The 16104-nt window shown below is 65.9% G+C and carries 12 protein-coding genes and 4 pseudogenes; 9 read left to right on the top strand and 7 right to left on the bottom strand.

Annotated elements, in window-relative coordinates; all coding sequences use genetic code 11:
• Positions 1-12 precede the first annotated feature (12 nt).
• A pseudogene (locus ABNQ38_RS14605) lies at positions 13-767 on the bottom strand (IS5 family transposase); the annotation flags it as partial.
• Positions 768-837: 70 nt separating this feature from the next.
• On the opposite strand from ABNQ38_RS14605, the gene ABNQ38_RS14600 reads away from it, so the two are divergent.
• The 4 genes from ABNQ38_RS14600 to ABNQ38_RS14585 all read left to right on the top strand — a co-directional run bounded on the left by ABNQ38_RS14600 (position 838) and on the right by ABNQ38_RS14585 (position 3854).
• Positions 838-1407, top strand: coding sequence for a hypothetical protein (locus ABNQ38_RS14600; protein ID WP_377807902.1), 570 nt, complete (start codon positions 838-840; stop codon positions 1405-1407).
• A gap of 148 nt (positions 1408-1555) precedes the next feature.
• Complete coding sequence (locus tag ABNQ38_RS14595; RefSeq protein WP_377807901.1) at positions 1556-2473, top strand: replication protein RepA; 918 nt, start codon at positions 1556-1558, stop codon at positions 2471-2473.
• Between the two features lie 66 nt (positions 2474-2539).
• A complete protein-coding gene (locus ABNQ38_RS14590) occupies positions 2540-3169 on the top strand; it encodes a ParA family protein (RefSeq protein ID WP_377807900.1) in 630 nt (209 codons plus the stop codon).
• A complete protein-coding gene (locus ABNQ38_RS14585) occupies positions 3156-3854 on the top strand; it encodes a DUF3102 domain-containing protein (protein WP_377807899.1) in 699 nt (232 codons plus the stop codon). The genes ABNQ38_RS14590 and ABNQ38_RS14585 overlap by 14 nt, the downstream gene beginning before the upstream one ends.
• A gap of 53 nt (positions 3855-3907) precedes the next feature.
• Here the strand turns inward: ABNQ38_RS14585 and ABNQ38_RS14580 are convergent, their stop codons facing one another.
• Both ABNQ38_RS14580 and ABNQ38_RS14575 read right to left on the bottom strand, forming a co-directional pair.
• Positions 3908-4069 carry a hypothetical protein gene (locus tag ABNQ38_RS14580; protein ID WP_377807898.1) on the bottom strand — a complete coding sequence of 54 codons (162 nt, stop codon included), beginning with the start codon at positions 4067-4069 and terminating at the stop codon, positions 3908-3910.
• 174 nt (positions 4070-4243) lie between these two features.
• Positions 4244-4660, bottom strand: a complete 417-nt coding sequence (locus ABNQ38_RS14575; RefSeq protein WP_377807897.1) for a transposase — start codon at positions 4658-4660, stop codon at positions 4244-4246.
• A gap of 689 nt (positions 4661-5349) precedes the next feature.
• Here ABNQ38_RS14575 and ABNQ38_RS14570 point away from each other — a divergent pair.
• Positions 5350-6087 (top strand): hypothetical protein, encoded by a 738-nt coding sequence (locus ABNQ38_RS14570; protein ID WP_377807896.1) that lies wholly within the window; start codon positions 5350-5352, stop codon positions 6085-6087.
• Positions 6088-6526: 439 nt separating this feature from the next.
• On the opposite strand, the pseudogene ABNQ38_RS14565 reads toward ABNQ38_RS14570, so the two are convergent.
• Both ABNQ38_RS14565 and ABNQ38_RS14560 read right to left on the bottom strand, forming a co-directional pair.
• Positions 6527-6844: pseudogene (locus ABNQ38_RS14565) on the bottom strand (DUF6791 domain-containing protein); the annotation flags it as partial.
• Positions 6819-7390: pseudogene (locus tag ABNQ38_RS14560) on the bottom strand (multiubiquitin domain-containing protein); the annotation flags it as partial. The pseudogenes ABNQ38_RS14565 and ABNQ38_RS14560, both read right to left, overlap by 26 nt.
• Here ABNQ38_RS14560 and istB point away from each other — a divergent pair.
• From istB to ABNQ38_RS14540, 4 genes and pseudogenes are all read left to right on the top strand, one after another.
• A pseudogene (gene istB / locus ABNQ38_RS14555) lies at positions 7383-8078 on the top strand (IS21-like element helper ATPase IstB); the annotation flags it as partial. The pseudogenes ABNQ38_RS14560 and istB sit on opposite strands and share 8 nt — an antisense overlap.
• A gap of 1000 nt (positions 8079-9078) precedes the next feature.
• Positions 9079-9219, top strand: coding sequence for a hypothetical protein (locus tag ABNQ38_RS14550; protein ID WP_377807895.1), 141 nt, complete (start codon positions 9079-9081; stop codon positions 9217-9219).
• Between the two features lie 450 nt (positions 9220-9669).
• Entirely contained in the window at positions 9670-11670 is a 2001-nt protein-coding gene (locus ABNQ38_RS14545) for a MobA/MobL family protein (protein WP_377807893.1), read from the top strand.
• A gap of 515 nt (positions 11671-12185) precedes the next feature.
• Entirely contained in the window at positions 12186-13583 is a 1398-nt protein-coding gene (locus ABNQ38_RS14540) for a hypothetical protein (protein ID WP_377807892.1), read from the top strand.
• A gap of 857 nt (positions 13584-14440) precedes the next feature.
• Here the strand turns inward: ABNQ38_RS14540 and ABNQ38_RS14535 are convergent.
• A complete protein-coding gene (locus ABNQ38_RS14535) occupies positions 14441-15745 on the bottom strand; it encodes a type II toxin-antitoxin system HipA family toxin (protein WP_377807891.1) in 1305 nt (434 codons plus the stop codon).
• Positions 15742-16098, bottom strand: a complete 357-nt coding sequence (locus ABNQ38_RS14530) for a helix-turn-helix domain-containing protein (RefSeq protein WP_377807890.1) — start codon at positions 16096-16098, stop codon at positions 15742-15744. The genes ABNQ38_RS14535 and ABNQ38_RS14530 overlap by 4 nt, the downstream gene beginning before the upstream one ends.
• Between the last annotated feature and the right edge of the window lie 6 nt (positions 16099-16104).

Below are 16104 nucleotides of genomic sequence, written 5' to 3'. Positions count from 1 at the left end.
GTTGTGCAGCCCAATCCTCTGGATGTGGCGGTCGCGTTGGCTGGAGGCATTTCCGGTCGTGGCGCTCGGCACCGCCGTCGAGCGCGGCGGGATGATCACCTCCGCCGCAGGGCTGTGGGCGGCGACCGCACGGTAGACCGGCTCACCGTCATACGCCCCGTCGGCTAGCACCGTGCCGATCTGACGGGCGATCTGGTCGAGCAGTGGGCCGACCAGCGAAGCGTCCCCCTCCTCGTTGGACGTCAACGCCGAGGCGAGGATCACACCGCTATCCGGATCGACGGCCAAGTGCAGCATTCTCCACGTCCGGCGCGCGTGGCTGCCGTACTTTTCCAGGTGCCACTCGCCCCGGCCGAACACCTTCAGCCCGGTGGAGTCGATGACCACCGTCACCGGCCCGTCCGGGCCAGCGCCGACGCGACCTTCAGGTCAGCGCTGCGCCGGGAGAACGTCGTATGATCGGGAACCGGTAGGTCCAGGCCGAGCAGGCGCATCAGCGAGCCCAGTAAGCCTTCGGTCTGGCGCCACGGACGATCAAAGGCGAGGCGCAGCATCTGCCCGGCCTCGATCGCCAAGTCCGAGTAGCGGGAAGGTCGGCCACGCCGCCCAGTGGCGGGCGACGTCCACGCGGCGACCGCCTCCGGCGTCACCCAGAGCGTCAGGTCGCCGCGCCGACGCAGCGCCGCATCGTAGTTCGACCAGTTCTCGACCCGGTAGCGCGCCTTCGGGATTTTGTGACGACGGCTCTCGTTGGCCTTGTAAGGCATCGGGCTCTCGGCTTCAGCGGGACGCCTCTATACCCGCCAGAAGCCGCACACCGCCAGCCCCCGACGCTTTATGCGCCAACGTCAAGCCCGCCTGCTGGTGCTGGCATCACGCTGGCTCACCGGCCGCACGGGTATCACCCGCGTGGTGACCGGCATGGCGCCGGGCTGGGATCTGGCGCTTGCACACGCTGCGGTGCTGGCTGGCGTTCCGTTCACCGCCGCAGTGCCGTGCGATGCCCAGGAGAGCCGCTGGCTGGCACCATCCCAGGCCTACTACCGCCGCCTGCTGGCGCTGTCAGCCAACGTCGTTGTGGTGTCGCCGGGCGGGTACGAACCGTGGAAGATGCAGGTGCGGAACGAGTCGATGGTGGATCGTTGCGACCTGCTGCTGGCGCTCTGGGACAGTTTCGCGCAGCGGCACAGCCAATTGCTGCTGGCACGCCGAGCGGGTCGAGGGCCCGATTGCGAATCTCAGGGCCCAGTGGCTGCGGCTGAACGACTCCGATTCGGCTTTGGCATCTGGCGACCGGGCTTTCCGATGATGCTTATCCCCTGGCATCTGGCGACCGTCACCTTTATCCCTTGGCATCTGGCGTCCGGTTCTTGGCATCTGGCGACCGCCGACTCGGCGGAATCCTGATTCTTCCACTGGCATCTGGCGACCATACTGATAAGAGATCTCTAGTAACTACCAATAGACCGGTCGCCAGATGCCAATCCACACGGTCGCCAGATGCCAAATTGACCAAGACCGGTCCGGTGTGCACCATCGGAGCGAGAGGTGAGCCATGGCTGAAATCCACGACCTGATCATTCATCACGGCGCTGAGCGTGCCCGCGAAATGGTGCCGTCCGAGCAGCGGCGCTACGTTGACATTGCCGCCGCCCTGATGGAAGAGGAGCGGCTAGCCATAGGCATCACCTACGCCGGATTCTGCCTGACCAGCTTGCCCCACAAGCCTCGTCCGCCAGACGAGGTGTGGACGCGCCCCGGCGCCCGCGTGACACTGATGATCGCCCCCGGCCATGTGCGTGACCAGGGAAAAACCGTACCGATCGGTGTGCCGTATGGCGCCCGGGCGCGGATGATCCTGTTCTACCTGCAATCAGAGGCCCTGAAGCGCAGCACGCGCGAGGTGGTGCTTGGCAGGTCGATGAATGAGTGGTTCGGCCGAATGGGGGTATCCGTAGGCGGCACCAGCTTCACCGCGATCCGCGATCAGGCGCGCCGGATCAGTCGCTGCATTCTGACCTTCGACTGGAACGACAGCGCCGACCATGTCCAATTTGGCATCGTCGACGGCGCTTTCAATCTGGGTGGCGAGGCGATTGACGGCCGGCAGGGGAAGCTGTTCGAGGAGGTTGTCCACCTGTCGGAGGGGTTTTACGCCGCCCTGCGCGATCACCCCGTCCCGGTCCGCGACACCGCGCTGAAGGAACTGTGCTCGCAGTCGATGGCGCTCGACGCCTATGTGTGGCTCGCCTATCGTCTGCACAGCCTTAGCAAGCCCATGCCAATCTCCTGGCCGGCCCTTTACCAGCAATTCGGCGGCGGGTTCGCCCAGATGAAGCACTTCAAGCCGCGGTTCGTGGAGAGCCTGCGGGCAGCACTCGCCGCCTATCCTGAAGCGCGCGTCGATCTTGACAGCAATGGTCTCGTTCTGATCCCGTCTCCGCCGCCAGTGCCAAAGCTGACCGCGGCATGACGGTCGCCAGATGCCAAAGGCGCTTCGGTCGCCAGACGCCAAACGAGACCCAACCGCGAGGACACCATGGCTGTATTCGTATTTGCGTCGACTAAGGGAGGGCCGGGCAAAACCACGACCGCGGCCTGCATCGCCCATCACTTCTTGCGCGAGGGTCACACCGTCAAGGCAATCGACAGCGACCCCAACCAGAATCTGGTGAAGCGGCTTAGCAAGTCAGACGTGCCGGTGGAGGTGGTTGAGGAGGAGGGGCTATTGGCAGCCATCAAGGCGGCGCAGGCAGAGGCCGAGATCGTCGTGGTAGACGTCGCCGGCGTGCTGACGCGCGGCATGCTCTATGCCGTGGCGGCGGCTAGCGCAGTCATCATCCCGTGCAGCCCAGACCGCAACGACGTGATCGAGGCGGTCAAGACGCAGATGATCATCCAGCAGGCCCAGGAGATCAAAGGCCGGTCAATCCCGCACGCGGTCCTGCTGACCAAGGTGAATCGTCGCGCCCAGGTGACGGCAGAGACGGTAGACCAGCTGACGGTCTTCAAGGTGCCGATGCTGACGGTGGACATCCCCATGCGGACCGCCTACCAGCAGGCGTCCTATACCGGCGTGCCGATTGCCGACAAAGCGGTCCAGGAAGACATCGCTGCCCTGGCCGACCAGATCGCCGACTTGATGGAGGCTGGCCATGCCGCCGCGTAAGAACCCCATGGCCGGCGTGGAGGTGGTCCAAAAGCCGAAGCGCCGCACCTTCAAGGCCGAGGAGTTCGACCCGGAGCAAATCCGCAGCGAGATAAACCCGTTCGCCACCAAGCTGCCGAGTGTTGCGAAGCAGGCCGCCCAGCCGCCAACGATCGACAACGGCACGGGCGACCTAGTGTTGGACATCGAGCGCGATCTTGAAACGGTGGAGGACTTTTCCGGCGAAGTGAGCCGGCTGTGGGGTGACGCTGGCCGGGCGTTCATCGAGACGGGCCGGGCGCTGAACCGTGCCAAGGAGAAGCTGGCCCACGGCGACTTCATGGTGCTCACGTCGCAGCGCCTGCCCTTCTCACACAACATCGCCGACCGGCTAATGGCTATCGCCCGCGCTGTCGACGATGGCGTTTATCCCGCGGATGCGCTGCCGCCGAATTACACGGTCGCCTACCAGTTGGTATCGCTGTACGAGCACGAGCGCCCAGTGGCACTGAAAGAAGGGCTCGTCACCCCCGCCGTCACTCGCCGGGCCATCGAAGAGTTCAAGAAGCGGATGCGTCCCCAGGACGATGAGGCAGACGCCCGCGTGCGGGATCGGAAGCGGCTGGCTTCGCTGATCGGGCAGCGGGCCAGGATCGATGCCGAAATCGCCGAGCTGAAAGAACGCCTAGGCAACGACACGGCCTGATGGCAAATTCTGTCCCGGGACAGAATTTGGGTGGCCCCATGAGCCGACGCACCTCACCGGCTCATGGGTGTGAGAACCTGTTCGCAGCGGGATCTGCCTGTTGAGAGCGCCACCTCGACGAAGCTGATCGCGACGATCTGATGACAGTGCGGCGGGAGAATCTGACGGTCCGGCATCGTCTCGATGTTGAGGCAGAGCAGCTTGTCGTGATGCATCAGCATATTGCAGCAAGGTTGGGCAGGCCGAGAAATCCCTTTCCGGGTCGCTGCTCATACGACGTGGATGGACTTCGGGCGCCCAAGGTCAAACATTCGGTTAAGGACCTCCACGGCGACCGAGATTTCAGTGGCCTGCGCCTCATTGCTGTGGGAGCGCAACAGCATCGCCGACTACCCGCTTGAAGCGCCCGATCTAAGCCTCACTAATGCGCGCAAATTATATACTTTGTCGCGTCGCCAGCTCAGCCGCCCAGTTTCGGCGATCTGCTGAAGGTGCTGGTCGCGCTGCGTGGGGGCGGTTTCGGCGGTGTCGCTGAACGCGGCGTCAGCGTGCGGCGGCACGATCACCGCGGCTTCCGGGTAGCGCGCCCTCATGTCGGCGTAGATGCTGTTCCGGTCGTAGGCCCCATCGCCCAGCAACGCGGTGACCGGGTCGGCCACCTGATCCAGCAGAGGGCCGGACTGTGCGGCGTCATCGACATCCCGGCCGGTCATGGGCGCGGCGACAATACGGCCGGTCACCGCATCCATGCCAATATGCAGTTTCCGCCAGGATCGCCGCTTCTTCGTACCGTGTTTTTCGATCACTCATTCGCCGGGCCCGCACAACGTCAATCCGGTACTGTCGACCAGCAGACGGATTGCACCGCCGCTGGCCTGTGGCGCCAGCAAGGCGACGGTCCGTGCACGCCGGCCGAGCGTGGTGTGGCGCAGGGCCATCCGGAACACCGCACTTACGCCGCCACCCGCCGCGGATCAGCGCCGGGTTGCTCTGTGGGTTGTCTGATGGTGGACGGCGACACGCGTGCGCCGGAGAGCGTGGCGTTGACGCAAGGCGGGCGATGGGTGGCCGGCCGTCCGGCAAGGCCGTGGCGTGGGTGGTGCCGGAAGCCGCCGGCAGGATCGGCGTGACCGACGCGGGGCCAAGCGGGTGGGACCAGCGTCTTGAGGTGGCGCGGCGGCTTCGCCGTCGGCATCACCGGGGCCGAGGCGCCGCGCAAAACGATCAGAAACCGAACCGCCCGCCGCGAAACGGACAGGTCCTGCGCTACGTTCACCATGCTGACCATTCGAAAGGCCCCACCACCGAGCGGCTCATCTGCCGCTGGCCCAAAACGGACTGATGGCAATAGGGGTTGCCTCCGGCAGGATGAAGCCGCTTCGGCAACAGCCTCAACGGAGCCGTCGTCGGGCTTCACCTTGGCGGGCGCGATTGACCTGCGGTGCAAGGAGTCCACATACAGCGCCATCGGCCGCCCGCCTCGGAGATCCGTATCATGGCACCCACCCTTCGGTCCGTTCCTCAGCTGCCCGGCGCCGCCCGCACGGTCGCCATGGCGCTTAGCGCGCGGATGGCCGAGATCTACTCCCCCTATGAGGACGAGCCGTTGGGGCCCTTCAGTTTTTGGGGCGCAAACATGCTGCCGGTGATCAGCGATGGCGTGTTGAACCGGCTCGACCGGGCCGCCGTCACGCGGCTGGTGCTGGAGTGCGAGTTCCATGAAGTTCACCCCGATTTTCCAGAGCTGGTCAACCGCGTAGTGTGCGGCCCGCAGGGTGGCCAGGGCAAGAGGATCCGCGAGGTGGCGGGTGAGGGAGTTCTGTGGCTCGACGCCGCCGGTCGAGTCCGCTTCTTCGACCGGCTCTTGCTGGACGAGGACGATTGTTGGAGGATCAACCGGTCGCTGTCGCTGCTTGCTGCATTGGGATGGCAGGCGAGCCGTGCGCATCTGCATCCATCGAAGGCGCCCAGCCACTATCAGCCGCTGTTGTCTGAGGATGTGAGGCTGCGGGCACTGGCTCTCCTGCACCATCACGACACGGGCAACGTCGTGGAGCGAGCCTGTCCGGATCTTTCAGGGAGCGAACGCGCTCAGCTGTACAGGGCGCTGCAGCGGGCCGCTGACGACATTACGAAGGACAGCGGCATCCAGCCCGACGACACGCGCCGCGGCTATGGTGTGAGGCGAGTTGGCGGGGATGGTCCTCGACAATGGAGCTCCAGCAGGAACTGAACTGATGGTGTGGATGCCCCCTATCCTTGGCATCGGAGTATGCCAGGATGCAGTTGTCAGGCGCCCCCTAGAACTGCCGCCCTGGCGACACGAAGGCTGCCCCCCGGTTGCCCCGGTGGGCCCACAGGCTTGATCCTCCTCGGGCTGGAAAACTGCCCGTCGGATCAAGCCTATGGACTACCGGGACAACCTGAAGCCCATGCTGCGGTAACGATGGCAGAGGGGGCAGCGCTCGTGTCGCCAGGGAAATAGGGATGTCACCTGACAGCAGTGTTTGTCTGGCCTTGCTGAAGGAGGGCGGCATGACTGAGACCTATCTGGTGGCGATTGATCTGGGGAAGCGGCATTTTCAGGTGTGCGCGACGGATGAAACGGGCAAGACGCTGTTCAACAGGGCCTTTTCCCGACAGAAGCTGCAGGAGCTCTTGGATAAGCTGCCGGCCTGCATCGAATGCTTCGCCGTGAGACCGTGCCCCAGATCGAAGTTGCTGCTCTGGTGCGCGATCTGCTGGATGGGGCTGCCGTCGGGCTGGCAGGGAAACTCGCCATTGAAGTAGACGACGTGCGTATCCGGCGTGCGGGTCTCCTCCCCAGCCATGGTGAGGCTGGAGAAGAGCGTGCCCGTTCGCAACCGGCGCTGCGAATCCACGTAGGGCACCTCGCGCATGACCAGAAAGCCGCCCAGTACCTGCACAAAGTAGCCATCGTCGCGCAGGCGCTTGAGGTCGGCGTTACGACTGAACAGTGCGTGTGACATTGAACACGGTCCCCTTCTTCACGTCGACCGAGCCGCCGGCGCTCAGTTCGCCAGCGTGAGGCTTGGAGGCGGCATGGCGGAACGTCATCGAGAAGAGGACGTTGGCCTCGTGCGACCCAGGGAACGCCAGCTGCACGATCTGCTCGAACGTGACCAGACGGGGCCCGTCACCACCCGCGGGCGGGAGTTGACGATGATCTCAAAGGTCGGGACGGGCCGCGGCGCGGTGATGAACCGCTCTATCCCCGGAGCTGTCAGGTCGATCAGCTCGCTCGGCTCGATCAACCGGTCCTCGCCGCCACGCACTTCAAGGAACACAACGTCGTCCACGCCGACCTTGGCCAACGCGTAAAGAGTGTTGCCATTGATCGCCGGCTTGCCCCAGGCAAGCTGGTGGTCGTTCAGCGTCAGCTTGTAGTCGCGGTCAGTCTCAAAGGCTACGAAGCGCTCGGCGCCACGGTCCCGGAGGTCGAACGGCTCGTCGAGCCGGACGTCCTCGAAGTCGCCCGCCTCCAGGACGGCGAAGAGGCTGAAGCCGCGGCGTGAGATGAGCCTGCGCGAGGCCCTGGCCTTCCTGTGCGAAGCCAAGGTGGCGCGCAAGGACGAGCGGCGCATCCAGACGGCTATGAGCATCGCCAAGTTCCCCTTTGTGCGCACGCTGGAGGAGTTCGAGTACGACGCCCAACCGTCGCTCGACCCCAAGCAGATCCGCGATCTGGCAACCGGCCGGTGGGTGGCTAACGGCGACGCGCTTTTGTTGCTCGGGCGGCCCGGCGTGGGCAAAACGCATTTGGCTGTCGGGCTTGGCCGCGAGGCCATCCGGCGCGGCTACTCGGTGCTGTTCGTGTCGGCGGCGACGTTGCTGACAATGCTGACCAAAGCCCACGCGGATGGGCGGCTGGACGAACGGCTGGGGCACTTCGCCAAGCCGAAGCTGCTCATTGTGGACGAACTCGGCTACCTGCCTCTGGAGACCAATGCAGCGCACCTGTTCTTCATGCTGGTGAGCCGCCGCTATGAACGCGGCAGTATTCTGGTGACCAGCAACCGCAATGTGAGCAAGTGGGGGAGCGTGTTTGGGGACCCCGTGGCCGCGACGGCGATCCTGGACCGCCTGCTTCACCACAGCCACGTCATCACCATCCGCGGCGACAGCTATCGGCTGCGCGAAAAGTGCCGTTCCGGTCTGATCAAGCCAATACCGTTCGCCACCGACGCGCAAAACTCCGCATGACCATGCCGTGGAACCGTCCTATGTCCGGCCGACCAGCGCCGCCTGCATCCAGGCTGGATGATCTCCCGCGGGGCGGGCTCCCTCAAGCCACGCCCTACGGGCCTCCGCCTCCGGCGGCTTCGGGCTTGACCGAACCCGCCCCGCGGGAGTCGTTGCTCACCATCGATTGCAAGCGGCTGTGGCGCTGGGCTCAACCGGGGGCCCATTCCTCGTGTCGCCAGGGAACCCCTTCCTAATGTCGTTTGACTGCGTAGGCTTTCAGCGTCAGCCCGCTGCCCTTCCAGGCCTCAAAATGACCGCGCCAATAGCTCTCCAAATCCTGACCCGACATCCTCTTACCCCGCTGAGCTGCGACCAGCGGAATATTTCATGAACCTCGATCACGTTGGATGTGTCGTCACGCAACGCTTACGGTGCTCCTACGCACCAATGGAATGAATAAGGAACAATTCAGCTGATCGACGGACCCCACGGCGTATACGAGTGTGGACAGAAAAAGGGCGGCCCCGGTCTGCGCCTGGCCGCCCTGAAGTCTGGCGCTACAACGACCCCATCCCATAGCGGAACGTGATCTCGCTGACGTATATGGTCCGCCTCAGCGGATTCTGGCCTGCAACCGGACTGCTATTTCAGCCTCCGTGCGTGTGTGCCGGGCCTGGCGCCGCTGCTCGACAAGGGGCCTGTCTTGCAGGATCCAATGCGCGGTGCCGAGGCTCGTGATCTCGCCCGTGGCGCCGCCGCAGGGGCAACCGCGCCAGCCGTGCCAGTTGGGCTCCGAGGCTTGGTGTTCGCCGCACGGGCAGATTGGCCACGGGGTGCCGTCCGGGGCGAACCGCACCGGGCGCGGAGTCGGCACAAACAGCGGTTCCTCGGCCATTGCACCTCCTTGTGAGCGCTTCAATATACAGCCCCCAACTATGGAGGACGACCGGTGATCGTGGCGGCGCAGTGCCTTGCTTGCGGGGCCGTAATCGTGTGCGAGCGTATACACGAGAGCCGGATGTGCTCCTGTCCAAACCGCGCCTTCGTCGACGTATCGATCGGCGGTCTGACTAGGGTCGGCGCGCGCGACTGGGCGCCGATCCGCGAGCTGAGCGAGGGCGAGGCCCAGGCGTTGCAGGGACCGCCGCACCAAGCCTGAGCCAGCGGCGCGGCGAAGCCGCGCAGGATGGTTGCTTCGGGGCTGCGGAGCAGCCCCCGGATGGTTGCATTGGAAGAGGTGGGGAGGACACTTGGGCCGTGGGGCCGGGAACCAGTTGGGCGTGGCAGGGCGCCAACGGCGCCGACCTGAAACGTGACTGCGGCCGAGCGGAGCGAGGCCGCGCGCCGTTCCGGCGCCGCTGGGGTGTGGAGTTCGGGGGGCGATGAGGGGGCTGGCCGAGTTTTTCTCGGATCGTACAGCTTTTCCGGGTGCCCCCGTTGCGGGCTGAAGCTTCTGCGCCCACGCTCCTGCTTAGCGTCGCACCGGGGATGAACCCCAGCGCACTTCGCGTTAAGCCCTCCGGCCGCAAGCGGCCTTTCGGGGCGTGACCGGCAGGCCGGTCACTCTTTACGCGGGAGCCCGCGGCGCATGAGCTCAGAGGATGATGCCGTGACCGCACCCTTCACCACCAGGATGCTGCACCTGACCGTCAACATCAAAGGGATCACGACGCACAAGGGCGCCATGCGGCAGCTCGACTACAACGTCGACGGCGACAAGATGCACGACCGCGATCTGATCCACACCGGCCTCGACCTGCCGAAGGATGCACCCTCGGGCGATGTCATCAATGCCACCAGCAAGGCGCTGTCGGCGTCCTTCGCCGATCAGAAGGCGTGGGAGCGGGCACATCGCGATGAACAGAAGAAACTCCTGGAAAGCGGGCGCAAGTCGCTCACTGCAGAGCGCCGTGCCGCCATCGAGAAGCAGCTGAGGGAGTGGAAAGGGTTCGTGACGAAGCGCCGTAGCGGAATCATCAAGGGCTTCATTCTGGCGCTGCCGCGCGACATCACCGATGACCAGCAGCGCGAGCTGATGAAGGGCTGGATGGAAAGCCTGACCCGCAACGGAGAACGCAGCCCGCGCGGGAAGAATCGTAAGCCGGTGGCGGTGTGCGCCATTCACCGAAACCGGGGCAGAAATCCCCACGCCCACGTCATCGTCATCAACGAGCTTGAGACGGAACACGAGGCGCGAAAGCGCGCGGAGGCCCGCAGCAACGGTGACAAGCGGACGCGCGCGCGCCGGCAGTACGTCATCGACACCTTCGCCGACCGGTCCGGCAAGTTCGCGATCCGCCGGCACTGGCGCGACTATGTGAACCCGATGCTCGAGACGTGGGGTGCGCCGGTCCGCCTGGAGGTCGAGTCCTTCGAAAACTTGGGGATCACCGACCGGGCGCCGCAGCGCCACGTCGGAGCCAGCACCACTGTCGCGGCTGAGAAGGGCAAACCGCACGACGCCAACAAGGCCGTGCACAATCGCCAAGCCAAGCAGCTGGAGATGGCCGTTGCCGAACTCGATGCGCGCCAGCAGCATCTGGCTGAATGGGAGACCGACCTGCGGGCCCGCCAAGCCGAACAGGACCGCGACCGCGAGCGCGTCCTTGAGGCGGAGCAGGCCGCCATTGTCGCCGCCGGGGCCGCCGAACTCGCGGCAGGACGAGGTGACGAATGGCGCCGATGTGCCCTGGACGCCTTGAGGCGCGTTGCCGACGCTGAGATGGAGCGCGATGCGGTCACGGCCGAGCGGGAGATTGCCAGGAAGGAGCTTGAGGCCGAGCGGGCCGCCCAGGCAGCGGCCGCGCAACGCGCATCATCGCTCGAGGAGACGCTGACGGTGCTTTGCCGCGCGTACGGCTGCGAGCAGGACGAACTGTGGGCGGTGATGGACAGCGGCGCCCGCGCAATCCGTGTTCAGCAAGCGGCTGAGGCCCGGGTAAGGGCCCGTATCGACAAGATCAACCGCGATCGCACCGAGGAAATGGCCGGCGTGATCCGCGTGCATGCCGGCGCCATGCGCGCCAAGGACGAGGAACTGACGAGGGCCCGGCGAGAGGCGCAACTGCGGACCGAGGAAGCCGACCGCCTGGAAGCGCAGAACACCCTGCTGCGTCGTCAGGTGCGGACGCTCACCAGCGTGGTCGAACACGCCGTGCGTGTCCTGAGCATCTGGTTCAGCGCGGTCAAAGAACGCGCGCAGAGCAAGTTGGCGGTGCTGATCGAGGCTGTGATGCCGCGCATGGCCGCCCTGACTGTCGAGGATCAGACCATCGAGATATACCGTGTTGCCCCCGACGCGAAGAGCGCCCGCCTGGCGCTGCGCGAGTACCTGAAGGCCGACGCTGCCGACGACGATCATGCCGTGCGGCACGACCAGCGCGTACGCGCCGAGTTGGCCCGCGTGGCCATCAAGGACCAGCACCTGAACGCCAAGCAGATGGCCCTGCACGAGGATGCGACCACACTGCAGCGTCTGGCCGATGCGCTGTTCGAAAAGTCCCACCGCTATGGCGGTGACGTGCTGCGCAGTCTGCGCGTCGACCTCGCGCAACTCAAGACGGTGGCCGACAAGCACGCGCAACCGCAGCCGACCGAGCGCGCGCGGTAGCGTCGACAGGGACTGACTGATCCTGGCCGCCCATGGCGGTGGCAGAGAGGGCGAGACGACGAGGGCGCGTTTCCCGTGGACACCCGTATACGGCGGTACACTGTAACGGTAACGCTGTAATGTAATACATTACAGCGTTACACGTTCGGCGGCGCTTCCGAGGCGCCGGGGCTGCACGCGCCCCAACACGCGCGGACGATGTTCCACTGCGCCACGCACTCAACCGGCCCTCGCTCGGTCGCTAAGCGGTCAAATCCTCCGGCTTTTTCACGCCCGTGGCAGGGGGCATCCGATTGCCCCGCCCTGCTGGGCACAGGCTGGACGGTTGGAAGCGGACGAATGGCGAGCCTCTCGGTCGAGGTTCGTTTCACGTCCTGTGGAACCGGACAATATGAACCCTGCAGATGTCGTGACTCCCATGCACATCAGAGGCTGCTGACAAGGATGGCGGCATCTGACTCGCGCTATGGTGGAACGGCGTAAACGAACGCTCACGTTGGGAGCCAAGCGTCCGCATGATGTCTGTTTCCACCATTCCGGATCGACCGGGTCGCATCGACTCGCCCGCGGCACATGGAATAGCGCTTCACGCCGGTGGCCGGGGGCGGGTCACCATCGCCACGCGTACGGTGGGCACTTGGCAGGAGCGCTCGATCCCCATCGCCGATCTCGGAGGTGCAGTGCAGGAGTTCGCCGGACGCCCTGAAGTCTTCATCTCGCAAAACCGCTTCTGGGGCGTGCGCCGGGTCGTGGCTCAGCTTGCCGAGCTGAACGCACTGTTCGTCGATCTCGACTACTACAAGGGCCGCTACGCCAACCTGAGCCCCGATCAGTTCCTCTTGGCGACCCGTATGGCCCTGGACGATGAAAACCTGCCGGCGCCCTCGCTGGCCGTATCCACCGGCCGCGGTCTCGCTCTGGTGTGGCGACACACCGCCGCGCCGCGCGCCGCGCTGCCCCGCTGGCGAGCGTGCCAGAAGGTGCTCGGCGCAACGTTGGCGTCGTTCGGCGCCGACCCGGCGGCGACCGACGCTGCGCGCGTGCTGCGCCTGATCGGCACCATCAACGCCAAATCCGGCAACCCGGTCGAGGCGATCACCGATCTCGGTGACACCTGGGATTTCGATACCCTGGCGGACGAGATCCTGCCCCTGCCGCGCGCCGAGTTGGTCGCGCTGCGCGCCGAGCGGGCGAAGCGCCGGGCTGCGAAGGACGATCGTATCAAGACAGTGGCGCCGGCGAACTTTTCGATTGCGACGCTGTGGGAAGGGCGATTGACCGACTTGCAGAAACTCCGTGCCGGGCGCTGGCCGGACGGCATCCCGTCGGGATCACGTGACGAGTGGCTCTTTCTTGCCACGACCGCCATGGCCTACCTGGTGCCGCCTGCGGTGCTCCTCCGCGAAGCCGAGGCGCTGGCGCACGAGGCGGCCGGTTGGTCGGAATCGGAGATGCGCTCCCGGATGGCGTCGGTGCTGGCGCGGGCGGAACGTGCCTTCCGGGGCGAGAAGGTCGACTACCGGGGCCACGACGTTGACCCACGATACGCGTTCCGGGACGCGACCATCATCGAACGGCTGAAGATCACCGAGCGGGAGATGATCGACCTCGACCTCCGCCACTTTGCCAGCCCCGAGATCAAGAGGGAGCGCGAGCGGCAGCGGAAGCAGCGTGACCGCCGCGCCGCGGGTGCCTCCCCGCGTGCCGAGTACGAGGCGAACAGCCTGTCTCACGAGGAACCATGGAAGGTCGAGGGATGCAGCCGCGCGACGTGGTACCGGAGGCAAAGGAACAAGGCGCGAACGACAACAGGGACCGGTGAGACAGGTCCGTCCGGTTGTATGGTGGCCGCGCCTGTCCCTGCCTCACCCCTGCAGGCAGGGGCGAGGCAGGGACAGGCCGCTGCCGCCTAGGAGAGCCGCATGGGCAAGGACGCGGCACCCGCCGGCAGCAGGGTGGACGGAGAGTGGACATGAAGCCGCTGCGGCGCGGCTGCCCTGCGCTTCAGGATTGCCCGATGCTGACGTCGGCCCAGCCGTCGCTATGCGGCGGGGTTGCTCAAGGCCGACATGCCGACCAGCACTTAGTCACGGGGCGTACCCCACCCTCGGCCTTCAGCTGGCCGCGCGACAGGTGTCCGGGCTTGTCTACCAGCGCCCACCACAAGGCGGCTGTGCCGAGGCGTGCCGGCACGCGCATAGCGGTCGCCGCCCCCAATCCGATGCGTACGCGTCATCGTCCACCCCATCAGCGCGACGACCGCCTTGAGGGAGGAGGAGCCGACCATGGGCTCTGCGGAAGCGGCCTGGTCGTTGGCGGCCGTCCGCCGCAGGGCGCGGAGCCCCATCGCCGTGAAACGCGCTAGGGGCCAGGGCGTGTCGAGCTCTCAAATCGCACTAAAAGATTGATCGTCCACAGAAATCGCGGTGCGAACGCAATGCCTTCGCTTACCTCTGCGCAATGGGTGTCGGGGATGCCGGAGCCGTGCCGCCCCGGCTGGTCCAGGCCGCGTGCGATGGCAAGCCGGTGTGGACGGGCAGGGTAGAGCACCCCGCGGGCCGACAGACGATCTCCTCGACCAGCCGTCGCGGGGACGCACGACCGGTCGGGCGGCTGACCGGCTGCCGGGGCCGGCGGATCAGAGATAGCCGGAGCGATCCGCCACACTTCGGATCTGCGGCTGCACGGTACCCGCCCTCTAGGACGCTGAGCGTGGCGTGCTCACGTTTCTTTGGCACCGGCCGGCGTTCCCTCGGAGGCGCGGCAGTGATCAGGACGAACGGTTGGCACCAAACCCGGACAGGAAGACCTGACGATGTCCTTCCGCGAGCGCCACCGCCTCCCAGCGCCCGCGCAGCTTCTCGGCGTGGCTTTTCACGAGCGGGAGGTTGGGCAGCAAGGCGGGCCATTCGTCGGCCGCCCGTTCCACCGTGCGCTTCGCCTCGTCGGTCAGCAGGCGGGGATCCAGGCTGAGCAGCATGCCGGGCCTGCGGAAGGTCTCCAACGTCACGTCGGCCATCGTCTTGGCGCGCCCGAGGGGGATGGCCAGCGTGTCGTCCCCATCCAGGCAGAATGTCGGAACGATGTCGTACGCCGGGCTCAAGTGGGCCGTGCGTCCGTCAGGATAGATCAGGCTGGTGTTCTTGAGGTGCGCATCGCCGTTGCCAAGCAGCACGTTCACGGTGAAGCGGCGCACCGCTTCGAGCAGATCACCGTTGGGGTCGGTGGCAAAGCGCTTGATACCGTTCCACAGTGTTTCCTCGTTTGCGATCGTGTACTTCTGATTGTCCACCGCCCCGAAGATCTGGGCGAAGTCCTCGATGTGGACGCGTGCGCCGGACGCGCGGTCGAACCGGGTCACCGCCAGGGCGTGCTCGCCGTGTTTGCGGTGCTCGGGACCGATTCCGCGCAGCTTGCCCAGCGGGATCAGTTCGCAGGCCGCGACCGTGACGCCAGCGGCCGCGGCGAGGCGCATTGCCGAGAATTCCAACTCGGGCAGGAACTCCAATCCGCGCTGCCGGCTTGGCAGTTTGGCGATGATGGAGCCGTACTGGCCCTCGGCCGGCACCGTCAGCCCCTCACCCTCCTTGAGGACGGAGAGCTTCATCTGCACGCCGGCCAGACCGAAGCGGATCGGCGGCAGGTCGTCGGCGGTGTGCTCGGCCACCCTGGCGGGCGGGGCGTACCCCTCGTCCCGGACGACGACGGCACCAGGCAGATCGTGCCCGACGCGCTTCATGATGTCGAAGTCGGTGTGGATGCCCGGCCCCATCTGCCGTTCGACGGCGACCCGCAGGGCGCCTTCCGGCAGCACGTTCCGGAACCAGGCGGGCAAGAGACCCAGCAGGCCCGTCTTGTCGCGCGTGTCCGAGAGGCGTGCGACGGTCCGCTCCTCGTCACCCGGGAACCACCACGCTGCGCTGAGGATCGGACGTTCCGCCCCGAGGTCGATATATCCCTGGTCGACGACGAAGCGGACGCTCTGCTTGCTGTCGAGCAGCAGGCTCCCAACTCGCACCGAAGCCCTCGCCGCTGGCTCGAGGTAGACCCCCAACATTTCGGCCTTGCGGCTCATGGCTCATCCTCGTCGGACGCGATGAAGAGTTCCTCGAGCGCACTCGGCACGCGCTCGTCCGGCTTGGCCTGGCGGTCGTTCAGGTCGAGCAGACGCTCGACCTCCGCCAAACGCTCGACCGGAACCGGGACGAGGACCGCCCGCAAGGCTTCCGTCAGCGCCAGGATCGTTGTGAGCTGGGGGTCACCGCGCCCTTCGACGGCAGCGACACGTGCCTGTGTGCGCCGCGTTCGTTCGGCAAGGGCTGCTTGGGAGAAACCGCGCAAGCGCCGCAACGAGCGCATGCGCGCGCCAAACCGTTCACGTGCTTGCATCACGATCACCTCGTTAAGCGAATAATCAGCCCCATCCATACCGTA

It is taken from the genome of Azospirillum sp. A29 (assembly GCF_042604625.1).
In the GTDB taxonomy this organism is placed as follows: Bacteria; Pseudomonadota; Alphaproteobacteria; order Azospirillales; family Azospirillaceae; genus Azospirillum; species Azospirillum palustre.
This window is presented reverse-complemented; position numbering and strand designations above follow the sequence as displayed.